The following is an 18,488-nucleotide window of genomic DNA, read 5'->3' as shown; positions in this document are numbered from 1 at the left end:
CGCAAGCGTCGGTCAAGGTCAGGCAATGCCGCCCAAGCATACATACTTAAGTTCGGTATATTCGTCCAACCCGTGCCTGGAGCCTTCGCGGCCGAGACCCGACATTTTCACGCCACCGAACGGCGCCTCGGCTGTGGAGACGAGACCGGTATTGACGCCGACCATTCCATATTCGAGCGCTTCGGCCACGCGGAAGACCCGCGACAGATCGCGCGCGTAAAAATAGGAGGCAAGCCCGAATTCGGTGTCGTTTGCCTGTTCGATGACGTCTCGCTCGTCGCGGAAACGAAAGAGCGGCGCAAGCGGCCCGAAAGTTTCCTCGCGGGCGACCTGCATGCCGGCCGCGACGTCGCGCAGAATGGTCGGTTCGAAAAAGAGGCCGCCAAGTGCATGGCGCTTGCCGCCTGAAACGATCCCAGCACCTTTTGCGGTGGCGTCGCCGATATGGGCTTCGATCTTGGCAACGGCGTTTTCGTCGATGAGCGGGCCAAGCACGACATCGCGCTCGAGGCCATTGCCGACCTTCAGTGCCGAAACCGCCGTCGCCAGCTTGGCGGCAAAGGCCTCGTAGACGCCGTCCTGGACATAGAGCCGGTTGGCGCAGACGCAGGTCTGGCCATTGTTGCGGAACTTGGCGATGATTGCGCCTTCGACGGCCGCATCGAGATCGGCATCGTCGAACACGATGAAGGGCGCATTGCCGCCAAGCTCGAGGCCGAGTTTTTTGATCGTCGGCGCGCATTGCCGGTAAAGCAGCTCGCCCGTCCGGGTGGAGCCGGTGAAGGTCAGGACCCGGATGTCACGACTTGCCGTCAGCGTCCCGCCGATTGCGGCAGCGTCACCGGTGACGATGTTGAGTAGGCCAGGCGGCAAGCCGGCGCGCTCTGCAAGAATGGCGATGGCGATCGCCGAGAACGGCGTTTGCGGCGCCGGCTTGAGAACGACGGCGCAGCCGGCGGCAAGTGCCGGGCCGACCTTGCGGGTGATCATCGCGTTCGGAAAATTCCAGGGCGTGATCGCCGCCACCACGCCGGCAGGCTGGCGCAGGACGAGGATGCGCTTATCCGGTTGATGTCCCGGTATGGTCTCGCCGTTGATGCGTCTTGCCTCTTCGGCGAACCATTCGATGAAGCTTGCGCCATAAGTGATTTCTCCCTTGGCTTCAGTGAGCGGTTTTCCCTGCTCCAGCGTCAGGATCATCGCCAGATCGTCGCGGTTTTCGATCATCAGGCGGTGCCATGCCTTGAGAACCGCGGCGCGCTCACCGGCGGTCCTCTTCGCCCAAAGCTTCTGGGCGATGACGGCGGCGCGGATCGCCGCTTCCGTTTCCCCGACCCCGAGATCAGGGACTGCGCCGAGCGCCTCGTCGGTTGCCGGATTGCGCACCGTCGTCGCCTGGCGGCCTTCCGCTTCGATCCAGCGGCCGGCGACCGGGCATGCCTGACGGAACAGCGAGGGATCACTGAGTTTCATAGGACGACTTTCAACAGAACACGTGGGCAGCACCCGGATCAAAATCCAGATGCACCGTATCGCCGCGGCTGAGCCCGGTGATCGCCTCATGACCGAACGGCAGACGAACCGCCAGCGCCTCGCCGTTGGCCGTTTCGGTGGAAACGTGGATATTGTTGCCGAGGAAGGTGATGTCGCTGACGGTGGCGGCGAGGCCCGCTCCCGCTTGAGCACGCGACAGCCGAATGCGTTCCGGCCTCAGCATCAGGGCCGCTTTTGTGCCGGCAGCCCCTTTTCCATGCACCGGAATGCTGTTGAAGACGGTTCCGCGGCCGAGCGAAATGGTGGCTTGTCCATCGGATGACGACAGCAGGTCGCAGGAAATGAAGTCGCTGTCGCCGATAAATTCGGCAACGAAGCGGGTCTTCGGGTTGGCGTAGAGTTCTGGGCCGGTTCCGATCTGGTCGATGACGCCCTTGGAAAACACGGCGATGCGGTCGGAGAGCCGCAGCGCCTCTTCCTGATCGTGCGTGACGTAGAGGATCGTCACTTCGGTCTGCTGATGGATGCGGCGGATCTCATGCTGGATTTCCTCGCGCAGCTTCTTGTCGAGCGCCGACAGCGGCTCGTCCATCAAAAGCACCGGCGGATCATAGGCGAGCGCCCTGGCAAGGGCGACGCGCTGCTGCTGGCCGCCGGACATTTGCGCTGGTTTGCGATCCTCGAAGCCTTCGAGACGGACGAGGCGCAGCATCTCTTTCACCTTGCTGTCGATCTCGGCCTTCGACTTGCGCCGGACCTTCAATGGAAAGGCGATGTTTTCGCCCACCGTCAGATGCGGGAACAGGGTGTAGCGCTGGAACACCATGCCGATGTTGCGCTTGTGCGACGGCGTGGCGAGCAGGGTCTTGCCCTCCAGCGTAATGTCGCCTTTCGTCGGATTGTCAAATCCAGCCAGAATGTAGAGCGTCGTGCTCTTGCCGGAACCGGATGGCCCGAGGAAGGTGAGGAACTCCCCGCGCCGAACGTCGAGGGTGACATCGTGCACGGCGACGACTGCGCCGTATTCCTTGCGTATGCCGCGGATCTGAAGGAATGGTTCGTTCATTGTTTCAGTACCTTACGCACGACGGCAACCAGGGCCATCAAGATGATCGTCAAAAGGATGAGAAGGGTCGACGCGGCGGCGACAACCGGCGTCAGGTCTTGCCGCAGCGTTGCCCATACTTTTACGGGCAGCGTCTGCAGGGTCGGGCTGGACATGAAGATCGCCACCACCACCTCGTCCCAGGATGTCAGGAACGAGAAGACGGCCGCCGAAAACAGCCCATGGCTGATCGCCGGAAGGGTGACCCTGATCTTTGCCTCAAGGGGCGAGGCGCCGCAGAGCACCGCCGCATCCTCGATCGACTTGTCGAAACCTTCAAGCGCGCTCGATATCGACAGGATCGAGAAGGGCAGCGCGAGAACCAGGTGCGAAATGACAAAGCCTGTCAGCGTGCCGCCAAGGCCGATCCTGAGAAAGAAGGCGTAGAGCGCAACCGCCAGAACCACGACCGGAAGGATCATCGGCGTCAGGAACAGCGCTTTCAGCGCATCGCGGAACATGAATGAACCACGCACCAGCCCGAAGGATGTCACGAGCCCGAGCAGCACCGACAGAACCGTCACGATGACCGCGATCTTGAAGCTCGTCAAAGCCGATTCCAGCCAGCGCGGGTCGGCGAAGAGTTCGCGGTACCATTGAAACGTCCAGCCCGGCGGCGGAAAGATCAGCCATTGCGAGGAGCCGAAGGACAGCGCCGCGATGAAGACGATCGGCAGCAGCAGGAAGGCTGCGGTCAGAAGCGTTATGCCGAGAAGGAGGTATTTCCACCAGCCGAGACGGTCGAAATTGAGCAACATATCAACGCCCTCCCGGGTTCTGGTTGCCGAAGAAACGCAGCTGCACGGCATAAAGCGACAGGGTCACCACCAGGAGGACCAGCGCCGCAGCACCACCCATTCCCCAGTTGACCAGCGATTGCACGAACTGCGCGATCAGCTCTGCGAGCATCATGTTGGCGGTGCCGCCGAGAAGTGATGGCGTGACGAAATAACCAAGTGACATGACGAAGACCATCAGGGCGCCGGCCGCCATGCCGGGCATCGCCAAGGGCAACAGGACCCGCGTCAGGCATTGCCAACGGTTGGCGCCGCAAAGGGCGGCCGCCTGCAGGGTCGACGGGTCGATCTTCTTGATCACGCCGTAGAGCGGCAGGATGATGAATGGCAGCATGATATAGGTCATGCCGATCGTCACGCCGGTCAGATTGTTGACAAGCGCCAGCGGCTGGTCGATCAGGCCCATTCCCATCAGCATCTTGTTGATCAGCCCGGTCCGCTGCAGGAGCACCATCCAGGCATAGGTGCGAGCCAAAAGGTTGGTCCACATCGACAGCAGCAGGATCGCAAAGATTACCGAAGTCAGCCGTCCGGGCATGATCGCCAGCGCCCAGGCGACGGGAAAACCGATCACCAGCGAAATCACCGTGACGAGACCCGAGACGATGAAGGTGTTGGCGAAAATCTTGAGATAGGTCGAAGACCCGATCAGCTGCGCATAATTTCCCAGACCCGGCACGGGTTCCAGCACGCTTCGCAACAGCAGTATCGCCACCGGCGCGACGAAAAAGATACCGACGAAGGCGAAAGCCGGAACGACCCCGCTGAAACCTGTTGGCCTGCGTATCTTCGGCAAGGGCGTAACTACGCCGGAGGCATCGCTAAACGTCGACATGACAGTCCTTCCCACCCGTCAATTTCCGCAGGCGCTGGGGTGCAACCGATTTCGCACTGGCACTGCGGGGGCACGGCGACCTTCGCCGTGCCCGTTGATCTCAAGCTTCGGCTTATTTCGCCTGCCAAGCGTACCACTTCTCGCCGATGGCATCGCGATTATCAGCCCAATAGCTCATATCGGCATTGACCTGGCTTGCGGTCTGCTGGTCCGGCAGGGTCTTGGCCGTTTCCGGGTCCATCAGCTTGGCCGAGTCGACATTGATCGGCGCATATCCGGTGGCCTTTGCCAGGGCGGCCTGCGGTTCGGCCGAGGTCGCCAGTGCAATGAACTTCATCGCAGATTCGACATTCGGCGAGCCCTTCGGCACGACGAGCGCATCGGCAGCGGTGATGTTCTGTTCCCAGGAGGTTTCAACCTTGATGCCGGTCGCAGCAAGCGCCGTCATGCGGCCGTTCCAGACGCTGCCGAAGGGCGCTTCGGCGGATGCCAGGAGCTGCTGCGACTGGGCGCCGCCCGACCACCAGATGATGTCCGATTTGATCGTATCGAGCTTCTTGAAGGCGCGGTCGAGGTCAAGCGGATAGAGCTTGTCGGCAGCCACGCCGTCGGCGAGCAGCGCCGCTTCGATCACGCCCGGAGCCGACCACTTGTAGAATGTGCGCTTGCCGGGGAACTTTGCCGTGTCGAACAGGTCAGCCCATGTTTTCGGGCACGCTTTGACGGCATCGGCATTGCAGCCGATAACGAAGGAATAATAGAAGCTGCCGACCGAATAGTCGGTGACGAAGCGCGGATCGAGCTTGGATTTGTCGATGACGGAGAAGTCGAGCTTCTCGAGCTGGCCGTTCTTGCCGGCCTGGGCGGCATAATCGCCTTCGACGTCGACGACGTCCCAGGTGACTTCGCCGGCCTCGACCATGGCCTTCAGCTTGCCGTAGTCGGTCGGGCCGTCCTGCACGACGGTGATACCGGTCTTTTCGGTGAAGGGGCTTGCCCATGCCGCCTTCTGCGCATCCTGGGTCGTTCCGCCCCAGCTCGAGAAAACCATGTTGTCGGCTTTAGCAGGCGCGGAGACCGCGACGAATGCGGCAACCGCCGCGAAAGCAAATGTCGTTTTCATGTTCCCTTATCCCTGTTGTGGTTTGTCCTACGGGTTATGTCTTATGCCGTCAGTGCGCCTCGCTCCGGGGAGAAAAGCTTGCTGGCTTCATAATCTTGTTTTCCGCCACCTCGATCAGGTCGCGAATCTTGGGCAGGAAGGCCTGCCACCGGGGATCGGCGAGAAGCCGCTGGCGTCTCGCCTCCCTGTCATCAAGGCTGGTAAAGGCCCAGATGTGGACGATCTCGTTGATCGTGCCGATCTCCGAGAAGAAGTAGCCGACCAGCGTGCCGAGATGGCTCTTCTGGATCTCGATGCCCTCTTCCTCGACGACCTTGAGATATTGCGGGATCGTTCCGTTCTTCAGCCGGTAGGTGCGGATTTCGTAAAACATCGGCGTCACCTCATCACGAAGGGATCGGGGATCGGATCGTCCGAGGTCCTCAGCCAGATCGTCTTGGTGCGGGTATAATCGAGCGCCGCGGCCATGCCGCCTTCCCTGCCGTGGCCCGACAGGCCGAAGCCGCCGAAGGGGGCGATCGGCGATACGGCACGGTAGGTATTGACCCAGACGATGCCGGCACGGATGCCCTTCATCAGCCGGTGCGCCCGGGTGAGGTTCTGGGTGAAGATGCCGGAGGCGAGGCCATAGCGGGTGTCGTTGGCAAGCCTCAGCGCCTCGGCCTCGGTCTCGAAGGAGACGACCGAGAGGACCGGCCCGAAGAACTCCTCGATCAGCGAAGGCGAAGCGACATCGTCGCAATCGAGGATGGTCGGCGGGAAATAATAGCCTTCGCCATCGATCTTGCGCCCGCCGGTGACGAGCCGGGCGCCGCTTTCGATCGATCTCTCAACGAGGGCGCCGATATTGTCCTGCTGGCGCTTGGTGGCAAGCGGGCCGACTTCGGTCGCCATGTCGAGCGGCGCGCCGATCCGGATCGCCTGCGCCTTCTCGCACAGCATAGCGACGAACCTGTCCTTGACGCTGCTTTCGACGATCAGGCGCGAGCCGGCAACGCAGCTTTGCCCGGTCGCAGCGAAAATGCCCGCGACCTGGGCGTTGGCGGCACTTTCGAGATCGGCATCGGCAAAGACGATGAACGGCGACTTGCCGCCAAGCTCAAGCGAGGTGGAGGCAAGGTTTTCGGCTGAGTTGCGAACGACGTGCCGAGCGGTTTCGGGACCGCCGGTAAAGGCGACATGCGCGACTTTCGGATGACGGCCAAGCGCCGCACCGCAGGAAGGGCCGAAACCGGTGATGATGTTGACGACGCCGGCGGGAAAACCGGCTTCATGCGCCAGGCGGGCAAATTCAAGCAGTGGCGCCGGCCCGTCTTCCGAGGCCTTGACCACCATGGTGCAGCCGGCGGCGAGCGCCGGGCCGATCTTGACCGCGGACAGGAAGAGCTGGCTGTTCCACGGAACGACCATCGCAACGACGCCGATCGGCTCGCGGCGGAGCCAGACATCCATGTCAGGCTTGTCGATCGGCAGGTAAGAGCCTTCGATCTTGTCAGCGATACCAGCATAATAACGGTAATATTCGGCGACATAGGCGATCTGCGCTGAGGTTTCGCGGATGATCTTGCCGGTGTCGCGCGTCTCCAATTCAGCGAGGACCTGGGCGTTGGCGGCAACTAGGTCAGCCAGTTTGTAAAGCAGCTTGCCGCGTTGGGTGGCCGTCATCTTCGCCCAGGGGCCTTCATAAAGCGCCCGTTCGGCAGCGTTCACTGCCCGATCGACATCCGCTTCGCGGGCTTCGGGCATCTCAGCCCAGACCGCGCCGGAGGCGGGATCGATGCTCGGATAGGAAGCCTCGCCATCCGAGAATTCACCGTCGATATAGTGCTGGAAACGCCGCATAGCTTTACTCCTGAAATGCCGGCATGACCTCGGCGATGAAGCGCTCGAGCGACGCCTTCTTGCGCTCGAAACTCATGCCGGTGTCGATCCAGAAGGAATATTCGTCATAGCCGAGGGCTTCATAGGCCTTGAGCCGGTCGATGACGGTCCGGGCGTCGCCAACAACGTTGTTGGTGCGCATGACCTGGTCCGACAGCATGGCGTTGGCTCGGATCTGCTCGTCCGGAATCCGTTCGATCAGGCCCTGGGTAACCGGCTTCTCATTCTTGAACCAGGCGAAGAAGTAGTTGTAGTAAACGCTGAGTTCATGGGCGGCCTGGGCGACGTCGTCTTCCGACGAGCCGACATAGGTGTGGCGCAGCAGCATGATCTTCGGCCGCTCGATACCAGGGTTCTTGGCACAGGCATCGTTGAAACGGTCCATCAGCGACTGGACCTCGTCATCGCCCTGCCACAGCGGCGTCACCTGAACATTGCAGCCGTTGGCGACGGCAAATTCATGCGAGTTCGGATCACGCGCGGCGACCCAGATCGGCGGGTTCGGCTGCTGCAGCGGCTTCGGCGCCGAGGTGGTCGCGGGGAATTTGAAGAACTCGCCGTTATGGGCGTAGTCGCCGTTCCAGATGCCCTTGACCGCCGGGATGAGCTCGCGCATGCGCTGGCCAGCACCCCAGGCGTCGAGGCCGGGCAGCAGGCGCTCGTATTCGAAGGAATAGGCCCCGCGCGCAATGCCGATGTCGAGCCTTCCGTCGCAGATGATGTCGGTCATGGCCGCTTCGCCGGCGAGCTTGATCGGATGCCAGAAGGGAGCGATCACCGTCCCCGTCCCGAGCCTTGCCCGCGATGTGCGACGCGCGAGATCGGCAATGGTCACGAACGGGTTGGGGGCAATGGTGAAATCCATGCCGTGGTGCTCGCCCGTCCAGATCGCATGCATGCCGCCCTTGTCGGCGATCTCGCAGAGCGCGATGAATTCCTCATAGAGGCTTTTGTGGCTCTGGTTAGCGTCGAGCCGTTCCATATGGACGAAGAGGGAGAACTTCATGCTTTTGCGCCCTTGGCTGGAATGGGATGAATGGTGCCGCCGGTCTCGTCGCCGAAATAGACGCCGAAATTGCCGATCGAGCTTTCCATGGCGAAACGGTTGACGATATCGGCGGTCGAGCTGGTTTTGAACTTTGCGGCAGCCAGGGCGTCAGGCTTTACGAACCTGCCGCCGGCGGGCTCACCTTCTCCGGCAACGGCGTGATAGACGATGTGCTGTTTCCCGTCGCTCTTGCCCTCGTAGACCGAATAGAGAAAGCCGATGCTGACCTTCAGCCCGCTGAGCGTCTCCAGATATTGTTGCAGCGCCTCGGTCGGGTTACCGTCATGAGCGTCGACGCTTGGCAAGGAGAGCACATCCTCGCCGAGCAGCAGAACCTCACCGCGGCGTTCGACGACGGCCGCGAGTTCGATATTGCCTTCGCTTGCCGCGGAAACCGCCTTGCTTGCGAGCGTCGGCGTGAAGTAACCGCCGCGCGCATAGCCGAGACCGTTGCGGCCGCTATTGTCGAAGGATTCGATGCGGCCCATCAGGATGACATGGTCGCCGGCCTCGACGACCTCTTCCATGGCGCATTCGAACCAGGCCGCCACGTTCGAGAAGATCGGGCAGCCAGCCGATCCCTTGGCCCATTCGACCGCCGCAAATCTGTCTTCGACCGGCCGCGCAAAGGTGTTCGACACGTCCTTCTGCGTTTCCGACAGCACGTTGATCGCAAAATGCTGCGTTCCGGTCATGGTGGCGAAATTGCGCGACGTCTTGGCAAGGCAGACGAGGAGCAAGGGTGGGTTGAGCGAGACCGATGTGAAGGAGTTCGCGGTGAAGCCGATCGGATTTCCATCGCCGTCGCAGGCGGTGACGACGGTCACGCCTGTGGGAAAAGCGCCGAATGCATCACGCAATGCTCTTGGGTCGACAGTCTGCATCGTCATCGTCCATCCTCCCCGAACGACAGCCACTCAGCGAGCAGCGAATTTACGATATCCGGCGCGGTCAGGTTCACCATATGACGATGACCATCCACGATACGGGCAAAGCCCTTCGGCGCGAGCGCCGCCATCTGCGTCGCCATCAAGGGCGTCGAATTCGGATCATCGGACCCCGTCAGGAACAGGGCCGGACCAGCCACGTCTTTCCAGCGATCGGCATAGGTCTCGTCTCCGCCGGCGAAGGCGGCGTAAGCGACAGCATAGCCTTCCGGATCGACGAGGTTGAGCCATTTCCGCGTCAATTCCCGCGCGACGACGCTGTCGGGATCATTGCCGAACCAGCGCGCCAGGGGACCCTCCTTGTCCACGCCCGTCACCGGAATGGCCGCAGCTCGTGCGAGCACGGCAGCCTTTGCCTGCTGGTCGCGCCTGAAGACGCCGTTAAGGTAGGCGACACGGCTGATACGGTCTCCGAACGTCGCCGCCGCCCCTCCCGATACCAGCGCTCCCATGGAGTGGCCGGCAACATTCGCAGCCTCGATCTCCATCTCGTCGAGAAAGCGGCCGAACCAGGCGACAAACTCCTCGAGCCGGCTGCCCGCCGGCAGTTTTGCGCTCTCGCCATGCCCCGGCATGTCGACGGCGATGACGCGATGGCCGGCCGACAGAAATGCGATCTGCGGAGCCCAGGCCTCGAGCCGCATGCCGACGCCATGAATGAGAACCAGCGGTTCACCGCTGCCGGCCTCGTGATAGGCCGCTCCGCCTGCCGTCTTCTTGCGGGGCAAGTCACCGGCGGCGCTCTTTGCTGCAGCGGCGCCTGAGATCGATCCGGCTGTCAGCATCTCAGAGCCCCTTTCAAACGCCCGCAGGATTGGCGACGTCCTGCCCAAGATCCTTCAGATCCTGATAGCGGTCGCCAATGCGATGATGCGGACGCCCACCCACCGAAGCGCCGAGAGCCACGACGATCTCCTCGGCGGCAGGCGCGTCGGGGATCGAGGTCTGGATCGTGAGATAGTGCGAACGGCGGCCCTCGTCGTTCTTGTCCATCAGCGGGATCATGATCGGCGCATTGGCAGGACCGCGCGTATTGCAGAAGGCGAGATAGGACTTGGCGCCGACAGCATGGCGATAAAAATTGCCGAAGCGAAGCGTGTGGATGAGCGCGGAGGCGTGTTCGATCTCACCGTCCAGACCGACGACGGCGGCCTTGCCATAGGCTTCGACGGCATCGCCGGAACCGACGGCATCGATGATCATCTTGGTCAGCAACTCACCGAGAACCGGCGCGCCGGCGTGGATCTCGGGCTTGAGGTCCTCGACGAAGCCGCGTCCCGCCCAGGGGTTCTTCACGACTGCGAAAGCGGAAAACAGTTTCAGCGGCACCGCCGCGGCCTTACCGCCTTCGATCAGCGTCGTTTCGATCTGCAGTCCCGTCTTGCGAATTTGAATAGCCATGGAACACCTCGTCTCTCTATTTCGTATTATGGTATACCATAATATATGAGTGTCAACTTGGTTTTGGCAAAGACGAAATAAAGTCCGAAGATTGGCTTGGCGTGTGCGCTCCGCCGCCCGGAAACGCTTGCTCGTTCAGATCTAGAGCCTGACGGCGCGACGGCGGCCCGTAGTGACGCGATACGTAGAACGCCAATATTATCCCGGCCCATATGACCGCCTTAGATATTATTGATTATGGCATACCATCACATCGAGAAAAGTTGGGTGTCAAGCTTGGAGTTTGAATTCTCCTCATTGCGCGCAACGTGACTGGAAGGCGCAAGAGGCCTCGACACATATCGATGCGACAACGCCGTGCCGGCCTGTCTTCTGGGGAAGACAGGTGCGGGCGAAGGAATGCAACAGCTAGAGTAGCAGTGAGATGGCGACCGCCTTGAAAACCGCGGCGCTACGCCCTACTCGGCGGGCTTCTGGGCGGACAGCACCGCTTCGGCAATTGCGCTGGCGGCCGCGACATGATCCATCGCTGCCCGCTGGGCGCCCTCGCCGTCACCGCGGCGGATGGCATCGATGATCTTCGACATCTGCAGCGGTCCTTCGATGCCGCGCCGTTCCGTCTTGATCGTCATCGAGCGCAGGTGATTGATACGCACGGTGAGGAGATTGACGACGCCCCAGGCGACATGTCTGTCGACCATGGTGAACAGCGTTTGATAGAAGGCAGAGGTATTGGCAAGCACAGCCGCCATATCGTGGTCGCGATAGCTGTTGCGGATGGCGGTCAGGGATTCCTCGAGCGCGGCGACGATCTCGGGGCTGCCGCGCTCCGCGCATAGCCGCGCCGCCATGCCTTCGAGCGCACCGCGGATCTCATAGATCTGTTTGGCTTCCTCGATATCCAGCAGGGCGACGATCGGTCCCTTGTTCGGCAGATTGGCGACGAGCCCTTCCGATTCCAGATGTCTCAGAACTTCGCGCACCACCGTCCGGCTGACGCCGAGCTGGGCGCAGAGGTCGCGCTCAACGAGGCGGTCTCCGGGACGAAAATATCCGTTGACGATGGCCTCGCGGACTTTGTCGAGGGCCAATTCCCGCAATGTCTTCGCAGGACGCTCGACCCTGATTGCTGCGTCCTTCAGAGCACCGCTCATGCTGTACCTCAGTGTTGGATTGACTTCGCTGGCTCAAGCTTCGCCGCGGCAGCCGAATTCAGGAATCGTATTATGGCCTACCAAATACTGTAGCTGTCGGCGGCCAGCAATTCAACAGCACCGTGCCGATCCCAAGATTGTCGGCCTATACGTCGGAGTTGGGCCTCGCTTTGACGATTTCTTCGACCACGGCCTTCGCCTGCACCCGGATGTCGGGGACGGCGGTGATCTCCCAGAATTGCCCCGCCGTCAAGGCGCCGACGGCAAACAGCCGGGCCGGCGAAACCCGGGATGAGCCCGTCACCTCGGAAGCCGCATCCACCTGGATGCCGAGGCCAAGAGGATCGGGCACGATCAGCTGAAACCGGCTCATTTCCTTCAAAAGCGGCGAATGGCTGATGCCGGCGCGCTCCATGCCCGTGCAGTTGACCAGCCAGTCTGCACGGATTTCGGCGATCTCGCGCTTCGCTCTGACCCTGTATCCGGCGACGAGCCTGCCTTCGTCCGTTCCGACAGATTTCAGGAAGCCTGCGTGGAAGCGAACGGTTCCGTCCGAGACCAGCTTCTCGAACCCGGCGAACACGTCGGGCGCGACCCGGTGACGGTGGATGTTCCACCAGGGAAGCGCATGCCGCAGGAAACGCGCCCGCTCCTCGCTCGAAAGCCGTTGCCAGAGAGCCTGCGTTACCGGCCTCAGGCCGTCCATCACGCTTCGCCAGTCGGCGACCTCCCTGCTTTTGCCCCGCAAGATCTTTAACAGGCCGCTGATCGTAGCGGGAAGCGCGTGAACGTCGATCGGCAGCGGCGCCGGCGGCGTCGTTGCATGTCCGAGCGGTGCCAAGCCGCGCCGCGACAGCACGTCGATCCTGCCTCTATGGCCGTGGGCGCGAAGTGCCAAAACCTGATCGATCATTGTCAGGCCGGAGCCAAGGATGCAGACAGCATCGGAGGGTGCGACGCGCCTCAGCCAGGAGAGCCGCCACGGGTTCTCGACGATGCGGGATTGCAAAAACGGCGGGACGCCGGTCGGATCGACCGGAAGGTTGGCGTTTCCGACGCCAAGACAAAGCACCACGTTTTTCCCGGCAATCTCGTCGCCATTGCCGAGATGGAAGGCGAGCGTGCTCGTATAGCGTTCCACGCAGCCCGCCGCCTTGGCCTTGATGAAGTCGACCCGGCAACGGCCCTCCCGCTTGCGAAGCAGCCGCGCTAGCGTATCCCTGACATAAAGTCCGTAATCGCTGCGCGAGGCGAAATCTCCCGCCTGCAGCGGACGCCCATTGCTTTTCAGCCAGTCGACGAAGTCGTCGGGATGGTGGGGCAGCAGGCTCATGCGGCCGGCGGGAACGTTGAGGCGATGGAGATAGAGTTCCGTCCGGTATGCCGTCCCGCGCCCGAAACCGGGATCGTCGCCTACGACGGCAACCTTCGCCGAAGCGGGAAGCTGCTCGATGAGATTGCAGGCCACAGCGATCGCTGAAAAACCGGAACCGACGACGATCACATCGTATATCAATGCATTCTCCCTGAAGCTTCAAACTCTGTCGCGACATCTCGTCATTCAAGCCCTGACGTCGCTCGCCGGTCCGGCGGACCGCACGAGCGGCAGAATCACGAAAACAATTATCTCTATAGTCTATAAATATAGTTTGTTATTCCTCCCGCCAGCCCCTTCTCAGCCGTTACCCTTTTGAAGGTGAGATCACGGGGCCGGCTGGCCCTGCAAACAAAGGGGCTCAGGATGAATTTCATGGTTGCCGCGATTGCCTTGGGCGTCGGCACTCTTGCAGCGGCGATGGTCGCCGAGGCGGCGGATAAAAAGGTCGTCGTCGGCTATCAAACCGACGCCTTGCCGTCTTCGGTGGCGATCGCCAACGGCGAATTCGCCAAGGACACCGGATATGACATCGATTTCCGCAGGTTCAATTCCGGCGCCGAGATCTTTGCGGCGATCGCCTCCGGCGACGTCCAGGTCGGCTATGTCGGCTCCAGCCCGTTTGCGGCTGCAGTCTCGCGCGGGCTCGAGGTCAAGGCCTTCTACCTCGCCTCCATCTCCGGCATCGACGAGGCCCTCGTCGTCCGCAACGGCTCCGGCATCGAAAGCCTGAACGATCTGAAGGGTAAGAAGCTTGCCGCAGCGCCCGTTTCTACCGACCACTATCAGCTTCTGGCGTTGATCAAATCGCTGGGGCTGACCGAGAAAGACGTCCAGGTCTTCGCAATCCCGCAGCCCGAGATCGTCGCGAGTTATAACCGCGGCGATATCGATGGCGGTTTCGTCTGGGATCCGGCTCTGACCGAACTCAAGAAGAACGGAAAAGTTCTGGTGACCTCCAAGGACGTCGCGGACAAGGGCGCGCCGACATTCTCGGCCTGGGTTGCGACCTCGAAATTTGCCGCCGACAACCCGGAATTCCTGAAGGGCTTCGCCTCGGTCATCAACAAATACTACGCCTCCTTCGCATCCGATAAAGCTGCCTGGGGTCCCGACAGCGACAATGCCAAGTCGCTCTCCAAGCTTCTCGGCGGAACGCCCGAGCAGCAGGCCTCGGCCTTGAAGAACCTGACGCTGCTCACCCCCGAGGTCCAGGCATCAGACGCCTGGCTCGGCGGCGGCGAAAAGGCAGGCGCCGGCAAGATCCTCAAGGACACGGCATCGTTCCTGAAGGAACAGGGCAAGGTCTCCGAGGTGCTGGAAAATTACGGCGCCTTCGTCACCGCAGACGCGCTCGCCGGCGTCAGCAACTGATCCTCCCTGACGCCGGCGCGCCTGTCGCGCCGGCGTCGAACTTGCGAGCGGCACCATGCTTAAAGTCGACCATGCCAGCGTTTTCTTCGCAGCCCGCGACGGGCGGACCGTCCACGCGCTCGATCGCGTTTCCTTCGATATCCCCGAGCGGGGCTTCGTCGTCGCGCTCGGCGCCTCGGGATGCGGCAAATCAACCCTTTTGAACGCGATCGCCGGTTTTCTTCCGCTTTCCGAGGGCCGGATCACGCTCGACGGCCGCGCGGTCGAACGGCCGGGCGCCGATCGCGGCGTCGTCTTTCAGAAAGACTCGCTGCTGCCCTGGAAGTCGGTGGCCGACAATGTCGCGCTCGGTTTGAAATTTTCCGGCGTCGGCCGGAGGGAGCGCCAAACGCGCGCCCTCGAACTGCTCCGGCTCGTCGGCCTCGACGAATTCGCCAATGCCTATCCCTATGAACTGTCGGGCGGCATGCGCCAGCGGGTCGGCATCGCCCGAGCGCTCGCGACCAATCCCAACATCCTGCTGATGGACGAGCCTTTCGGCGCGCTCGACAGCCTGACCCGCGAGCAGATGCAGGAACTGCTGGTTTCCATCTGGAGCAAGACGGCAAAGAAGGTTTTCTTCATCACCCATTCGATCGAAGAGGCCTTGTTCCTGGGCACGCAGGTCCTGGTCATGTCGCCCCGGCCCGGGCGCGTCGTTGCCCGCTTCGATCTCGATTTCATCAAACGCTTCGCCGAAACCGGCGATGCCCGGGCAATCAAGGCGTCGCCGCAATTTGCCGAGCTGCGCGAGGAAATCCGCGCCATTCTCCACAGTAGCGAAGATTTGAGGAGTGCGGCATGAGCGATATCGTCCAGGCCCCGCCGATTGCGGCGCAGAGAGAGGACCGTCAGGTCAAGCTGGTGAAAATGGCAAGCTTCGGCGCCGGCGAGAGACCGACGGTGGCGATCAGCGCCGCCACGGCCCTGGCGATCCTGCTGCTTTGGTGGATTGTATCCGCACTCGGCGTCGTCCCGCACCTGTTTCTGCCGCGTCCGGATGAAGTGCTGACCCAGATCGGCCTCATCTATCGCGACGGTTATGCCGGAGCGTCGCTATCCGAACATGTCTTTGCAAGCCTGTTCCGCATCATCGTCGCGGCCCTCATCGCCATCTCCGCCGGCATTCCGCTCGGGCTGCTCATGGGCCTGAACCGCTGGGCGAAGGGAGTGCTCGACGCGCCGATCGAGTTCTACTGGCCGCTTCCGCCCCTCTCCTATCTGCCGCTGATGATCATCTGGCTCGGCATCGGTGAAACGTCGAAGATCACGCTGCTGGTGCTGGCGATGTTCGCGCCGATCTGCCTCTCGGCCCAGGCAGGCGTTCGTTCGCTGCCGATCGAGCGCGTCAATGCCGCCCGTTCGCTCGGCGCAAGCCGGCTGCAGCTTTTCATCGATATCGTGCTGCCGTCCGCCCTGCCCGAGATCCTCACCGGCATCCGGATTGCGCTCGGCGTCGGCTGGGGCACGCTGGTCGCGGCCGAACTGATCGCCTCGACGCGCGGGATCGGTTTCATGATCATGTCGGCATCGCAGTTCCTGGCAACCGACGTCGTCTTCGTCGGCATCGGCATTATTGCGATCTGCGCCTTCACCTTCTCGGCTGCGATCCGTTTCCTGGAAGCCTTCCTCGTGCCCTGGAAAGGCAAGCTCTGAGAGGGGGCGGCTTAACGGTTTTCCGTCACGCCGTTCAGATCATGCATGGCCAGGAGCTCGTCTGCGACGAGCTCCTGAAGCCGCCACAGATTGCGATCCCGGATGCCGCGTTCTTCCAGATGCTTCACCGTCAGATAGAGATATTCGGCGCAGGAGCCCATATGTCCGCAGGCCCTGGCAAGTACCCGCGCCACCGTCTCCAACGGCAGTTTGCGAGACACGCGTTCTCCCTTCGGTCCGGCCCAGAAGACCAGCGCGCGCACCAACCCATGTGCGGTCTCAACAGGAATCCAGCGAACCGTCGCCGCATCTTCGATCGTGCCGACCTCACGGCGGATCAACCGTCGAATCTGGCCAAGACGATCCTCATCGGCAAGCCTGAAGAGAATGCCGTTGCATCGTCCGCCTCGGTCGAGAGCCATCATAAGGCCGGGCTGGATCCGCGTTCCCCGCCAACGGGTCATCTTCAGGCAGAAGGACCGATGCCATCCTCTTGCTGCGCCGCGCTGCCATTCGACGGCATCGAAGTCCGGCTTCCATATCAATGATCCATAGGCGAAGACCCAAAGCGGCGCCCCCTCGGCTTCATCGAGAAGCTGCTTGGCGAATAGCTCCAGCTCCGCCTCGGTAAGCGGTACCCGGTGCGGCTCGGGGCCGGGGTCGATCTCCGGGCGAAGGCTGAGCGACACCAATTCGTCGGTGAGAGCCATTCTTGTCGGGCCGAGCATCCGAACCCCGCTTCGCCGGATCGTCACCTGTTTATGCTCCGCGATATCGGTCACGTTTCAATGCACCGTACATCCGGCCGCATCGGCCCGGCGCCGCTGCAGACTGCGGATCAGCATCGCGGCTTCCCTGACGATCGCCGCAAATGTTGGGTCGTCGGCCTCGGCGATCCTGCCCGTCATGTCCCGGATGATCATCGTCAAATGGATGATCGAATGGCGATGTTGCGCCTCTTCCGGCGCAATTTCGGCATCGGCCATGGCAAGCAGCGTCTCTACCAATCGCTCCATGGTTTGCCGGCGCCGGCTCCTCGGGTCGGCATGGGGATCTTCGCTCAGGCGCAGGAGATCGTCGACAATGTCGGACATTCCGCTTCCATTCACATCGCAAAAGCCGGCCGCACGGAGACGATACGTCTTCGATCACCGACGCGCGTCTTCAAGGCATCCAGCAGCCGGTAACCGGTACGCCAACGGCCAAAACCGCTGGCAATATTGATGTGCCCGGCAAGGCCGATATTCCTGGTCTCGGCATTCCACAGCCGGCCGAAGTGCGTCAGCCGGTCGACCGTCATGTAGGCGTCGTTCATGCTGCCGATAACGATGCTCGGAAATGGCAAAGGCGCTGTCGGCATGCCGCCGAACGAGATATGCCCGGGATGCAGCGCTTCCGTCGTCGGCAGATCGCAGGGAGCAACGAGCAATGCCCCTTTCACGCGCCGGGCAGCACTTCGCCCGGCCAGCCGGGCGGCGAGCAGGCATCCGAGACTATGGGCGACCAGATAGGCCTCGCCGGCCTCTTCGAGCACGCCTTCAAGACGCGGCAGCCAGCTGTCGAGGTCCGGATGAGCCCAGTCGTCCTGGGCGACGCAAAGGCTGCCCGGCTGATCCTGCAGCCAGTGCTGTTGCCAATGCCCTTCTCCAGAGCCGAAAAGACCGGGAAGAATAAGGACTTCGCTCATTGGATCAGCCCGATTACCAGGGCAAAGAGGAACGTGAAGGAACTGACGATCGTGCAGATTCCGGCCGCATGCCGGAATTGCGACATGACGCTGCCTGCCTGTCTTCTCATGCCGTGCCGACGAAGGCCGGTCTCGATGACGATTGCCATCACACCGCCCTCCTCAATACCAAAGTCCGGGCATCGCACCCCAATAATGGAGTTCATATTCACGGGCCGACCGGTCTTGCTCTTCGTCACGAGCAAACGATCCGTTTACAGGCACCCGCGCCTTGCGCTGGAAGAATTGGCCGATCGCGCGTTTCAGCCGGGAAAAGAAGTCAAGCTTCATGCAAACCTCCTGTCGGGGACCGATATCTTCGGCGGTTAGGAAATCAGCGAATGACGTTGCGCATTGGCAAGAAGATCGCGAAGCGATGCACTCGGTCCGTAGAGCATCAACAGGCGGTTCTCTTCCCGCTTGGCGAGGCGATATCGTCGGGCGAATTCAAAGACGCTCCACAATTGATCGCCTGATCCCGGCCGCTCCGCATCGTCCATCGCTGTCTCCTGAGATCGGGCCATCGCGACGAT

Annotated in this window: 22 protein-coding genes; 3 read left to right on the top strand and 19 right to left on the bottom strand. The window is 61.9% G+C overall.

All coding sequences use genetic code 11. From position 1 onward, the window contains the following. Positions 1 to 18: 18 nt before the first annotated feature. The 13 genes from CO657_RS34980 to CO657_RS34920 form a co-directional block, all read right to left on the bottom strand. A complete protein-coding gene (locus tag CO657_RS34980; RefSeq protein ID WP_054185163.1) occupies positions 19 to 1,473 on the bottom strand; it encodes an NAD-dependent succinate-semialdehyde dehydrogenase in 1,455 nt (484 codons plus the stop codon). A 10-nt stretch (positions 1,474 to 1,483) separates the two neighbouring features. Next, entirely contained in the window at positions 1,484 to 2,560 is a 1,077-nt protein-coding gene (locus CO657_RS34975) for an ABC transporter ATP-binding protein (protein ID WP_054185162.1), read from the bottom strand. Next, on the bottom strand, positions 2,557 to 3,357 hold the full coding sequence (locus CO657_RS34970) for an ABC transporter permease (RefSeq protein ID WP_054185161.1): 801 nt from the start codon (positions 3,355 to 3,357) through the stop codon (positions 2,557 to 2,559). The genes CO657_RS34975 and CO657_RS34970 overlap by 4 nt, the downstream gene beginning before the upstream one ends. 1 nt (position 3,358) lies before the next feature. After that, positions 3,359 to 4,231, bottom strand: a complete 873-nt coding sequence (locus CO657_RS34965; protein WP_054185160.1) for an ABC transporter permease — start codon at positions 4,229 to 4,231, stop codon at positions 3,359 to 3,361. 112 nt (positions 4,232 to 4,343) lie between these two features. After that, positions 4,344 to 5,354, bottom strand: a complete 1,011-nt coding sequence (locus tag CO657_RS34960) for an ABC transporter substrate-binding protein (RefSeq protein ID WP_054185159.1) — start codon at positions 5,352 to 5,354, stop codon at positions 4,344 to 4,346. Positions 5,355 to 5,403: 49 nt separating this feature from the next. Further along, positions 5,404 to 5,727, bottom strand: a complete 324-nt coding sequence (locus tag CO657_RS34955) for an NIPSNAP family protein (protein WP_003577602.1) — start codon at positions 5,725 to 5,727, stop codon at positions 5,404 to 5,406. A gap of 5 nt (positions 5,728 to 5,732) precedes the next feature. Next, complete coding sequence (locus CO657_RS34950) at positions 5,733 to 7,196, bottom strand: aldehyde dehydrogenase (RefSeq protein ID WP_054185158.1); 1,464 nt, start codon at positions 7,194 to 7,196, stop codon at positions 5,733 to 5,735. 4 nt (positions 7,197 to 7,200) lie between these two features. Next, entirely contained in the window at positions 7,201 to 8,241 is a 1,041-nt protein-coding gene (locus CO657_RS34945) for an LLM class flavin-dependent oxidoreductase (protein WP_054185157.1), read from the bottom strand. Further along, positions 8,238 to 9,173, bottom strand: coding sequence for a flavin reductase family protein (locus CO657_RS34940; protein WP_054185156.1), 936 nt, complete (start codon positions 9,171 to 9,173; stop codon positions 8,238 to 8,240). The genes CO657_RS34945 and CO657_RS34940 overlap by 4 nt, the downstream gene beginning before the upstream one ends. Then, complete coding sequence (locus CO657_RS34935) at positions 9,170 to 10,015, bottom strand: alpha/beta fold hydrolase (protein WP_054185155.1); 846 nt, start codon at positions 10,013 to 10,015, stop codon at positions 9,170 to 9,172. The genes CO657_RS34940 and CO657_RS34935 overlap by 4 nt, the downstream gene beginning before the upstream one ends. A 13-nt stretch (positions 10,016 to 10,028) precedes the next feature. Beyond that, positions 10,029 to 10,631, bottom strand: a complete 603-nt coding sequence (locus tag CO657_RS34930) for an amino acid synthesis family protein (RefSeq protein WP_054185154.1) — start codon at positions 10,629 to 10,631, stop codon at positions 10,029 to 10,031. 458 nt (positions 10,632 to 11,089) lie between these two features. Beyond that, a complete protein-coding gene (locus CO657_RS34925) occupies positions 11,090 to 11,785 on the bottom strand; it encodes a GntR family transcriptional regulator (protein ID WP_003591592.1) in 696 nt (231 codons plus the stop codon). Between the two features lie 145 nt (positions 11,786 to 11,930). Continuing rightward, complete coding sequence (locus CO657_RS34920) at positions 11,931 to 13,301, bottom strand: FAD/NAD(P)-binding protein (protein WP_054185153.1); 1,371 nt, start codon at positions 13,299 to 13,301, stop codon at positions 11,931 to 11,933. Between the two features lie 225 nt (positions 13,302 to 13,526). Here CO657_RS34920 and tauA point away from each other — a divergent pair, with 225 nt between their 5' ends. From tauA to CO657_RS34905, 3 genes are read left to right on the top strand one after another with little or no spacing between them, the layout of a single operon-like run. Continuing rightward, positions 13,527 to 14,534, top strand: coding sequence for a taurine ABC transporter substrate-binding protein (tauA, locus tag CO657_RS34915; RefSeq protein WP_054185152.1), 1,008 nt, complete (start codon positions 13,527 to 13,529; stop codon positions 14,532 to 14,534). Between the two features lie 55 nt (positions 14,535 to 14,589). After that, a complete protein-coding gene (locus CO657_RS34910) occupies positions 14,590 to 15,378 on the top strand; it encodes a taurine ABC transporter ATP-binding protein (protein ID WP_054185151.1) in 789 nt (262 codons plus the stop codon). Then, positions 15,375 to 16,229 carry an ABC transporter permease subunit gene (locus tag CO657_RS34905; RefSeq protein ID WP_054185150.1) on the top strand — a complete coding sequence of 285 codons (855 nt, stop codon included), beginning with the start codon at positions 15,375 to 15,377 and terminating at the stop codon, positions 16,227 to 16,229. The genes CO657_RS34910 and CO657_RS34905 overlap by 4 nt, the downstream gene beginning before the upstream one ends. Positions 16,230 to 16,240: 11 nt before the next feature. Here CO657_RS34905 and CO657_RS34900 read toward each other — a convergent pair whose 3' ends face one another. Genes CO657_RS34900 through CO657_RS37005 form a run of 6 tightly spaced genes read right to left on the bottom strand, consistent with a single transcriptional unit; the run spans position 16,241 to position 18,479 of the window. Then, positions 16,241 to 17,011 carry a gamma-glutamylcyclotransferase gene (locus tag CO657_RS34900; protein ID WP_037073570.1) on the bottom strand — a complete coding sequence of 257 codons (771 nt, stop codon included), beginning with the start codon at positions 17,009 to 17,011 and terminating at the stop codon, positions 16,241 to 16,243. Between the two features lie 3 nt (positions 17,012 to 17,014). Further along, positions 17,015 to 17,323 carry a hypothetical protein gene (locus tag CO657_RS34895; protein WP_054185149.1) on the bottom strand — a complete coding sequence of 103 codons (309 nt, stop codon included), beginning with the start codon at positions 17,321 to 17,323 and terminating at the stop codon, positions 17,015 to 17,017. Between the two features lie 11 nt (positions 17,324 to 17,334). Further along, entirely contained in the window at positions 17,335 to 17,916 is a 582-nt protein-coding gene (locus CO657_RS34890; RefSeq protein WP_054185148.1) for an RBBP9/YdeN family alpha/beta hydrolase, read from the bottom strand. Beyond that, positions 17,913 to 18,065 carry a hypothetical protein gene (locus CO657_RS37015; protein ID WP_164918707.1) on the bottom strand — a complete coding sequence of 51 codons (153 nt, stop codon included), beginning with the start codon at positions 18,063 to 18,065 and terminating at the stop codon, positions 17,913 to 17,915. Before CO657_RS37015 ends, CO657_RS34890 begins: the two co-directional genes overlap by 4 nt. Positions 18,066 to 18,078: 13 nt before the next feature. Then, entirely contained in the window at positions 18,079 to 18,246 is a 168-nt protein-coding gene (locus CO657_RS37010; protein WP_164918706.1) for a hypothetical protein, read from the bottom strand. 35 nt (positions 18,247 to 18,281) lie between these two features. After that, positions 18,282 to 18,479: a hypothetical protein gene (locus tag CO657_RS37005; RefSeq protein ID WP_197283921.1), complete on the bottom strand. Its 198-nt coding sequence runs from the start codon at positions 18,477 to 18,479 to the stop codon at positions 18,282 to 18,284. Between the last annotated feature and the right edge of the window lie 9 nt (positions 18,480 to 18,488).

Origin of the sequence: Rhizobium acidisoli, from assembly GCF_002531755.2 — a bacterium.
GTDB lineage: Bacteria > Pseudomonadota > Alphaproteobacteria > Rhizobiales > Rhizobiaceae > Rhizobium > Rhizobium acidisoli.
The sequence above is the reverse complement of the archived record's forward strand: the minus strand, read 5'-3'. Positions and strand labels throughout refer to the sequence as shown.

Coding starts and splice junctions, on each gene's coding strand:
- CO657_RS34980 (WP_054185163.1), bottom strand. CDS start 1,473: ATGAAACTCAGTGATCCCTCGCTGTTCCGTCAGGCATGCCCGGTCGCC.
- CO657_RS34975 (WP_054185162.1), bottom strand. CDS start 2,560: ATGAACGAACCATTCCTTCAGATCCGCGGCATACGCAAGGAATACGGC.
- CO657_RS34970 (WP_054185161.1), bottom strand. CDS start 3,357: ATGTTGCTCAATTTCGACCGTCTCGGCTGGTGGAAATACCTCCTTCTC.
- CO657_RS34965 (WP_054185160.1), bottom strand. CDS start 4,231: ATGTCGACGTTTAGCGATGCCTCCGGCGTAGTTACGCCCTTGCCGAAG.
- CO657_RS34960 (WP_054185159.1), bottom strand. CDS start 5,354: ATGAAAACGACATTTGCTTTCGCGGCGGTTGCCGCATTCGTCGCGGTC.
- CO657_RS34955 (WP_003577602.1), bottom strand. CDS start 5,727: ATGTTTTACGAAATCCGCACCTACCGGCTGAAGAACGGAACGATCCCG.
- CO657_RS34950 (WP_054185158.1), bottom strand. CDS start 7,196: ATGCGGCGTTTCCAGCACTATATCGACGGTGAATTCTCGGATGGCGAG.
- CO657_RS34945 (WP_054185157.1), bottom strand. CDS start 8,241: ATGAAGTTCTCCCTCTTCGTCCATATGGAACGGCTCGACGCTAACCAG.
- CO657_RS34940 (WP_054185156.1), bottom strand. CDS start 9,173: ATGACGATGCAGACTGTCGACCCAAGAGCATTGCGTGATGCATTCGGC.
- CO657_RS34935 (WP_054185155.1), bottom strand. CDS start 10,015: ATGCTGACAGCCGGATCGATCTCAGGCGCCGCTGCAGCAAAGAGCGCC.
- CO657_RS34930 (WP_054185154.1), bottom strand. CDS start 10,631: ATGGCTATTCAAATTCGCAAGACGGGACTGCAGATCGAAACGACGCTG.
- CO657_RS34925 (WP_003591592.1), bottom strand. CDS start 11,785: ATGAGCGGTGCTCTGAAGGACGCAGCAATCAGGGTCGAGCGTCCTGCG.
- tauA (WP_054185152.1), top strand. CDS start 13,527: ATGAATTTCATGGTTGCCGCGATTGCCTTGGGCGTCGGCACTCTTGCA.
- CO657_RS34910 (WP_054185151.1), top strand. CDS start 14,590: ATGCTTAAAGTCGACCATGCCAGCGTTTTCTTCGCAGCCCGCGACGGG.
- CO657_RS34905 (WP_054185150.1), top strand. CDS start 15,375: ATGAGCGATATCGTCCAGGCCCCGCCGATTGCGGCGCAGAGAGAGGAC.
- CO657_RS34895 (WP_054185149.1), bottom strand. CDS start 17,323: ATGTCCGACATTGTCGACGATCTCCTGCGCCTGAGCGAAGATCCCCAT.
- CO657_RS34890 (WP_054185148.1), bottom strand. CDS start 17,916: ATGAGCGAAGTCCTTATTCTTCCCGGTCTTTTCGGCTCTGGAGAAGGG.
- CO657_RS37015 (WP_164918707.1), bottom strand. CDS start 18,065: ATGGCAATCGTCATCGAGACCGGCCTTCGTCGGCACGGCATGAGAAGA.
- CO657_RS37010 (WP_164918706.1), bottom strand. CDS start 18,246: ATGAAGCTTGACTTCTTTTCCCGGCTGAAACGCGCGATCGGCCAATTC.
- CO657_RS37005 (WP_197283921.1), bottom strand. CDS start 18,479: ATGGCCCGATCTCAGGAGACAGCGATGGACGATGCGGAGCGGCCGGGA.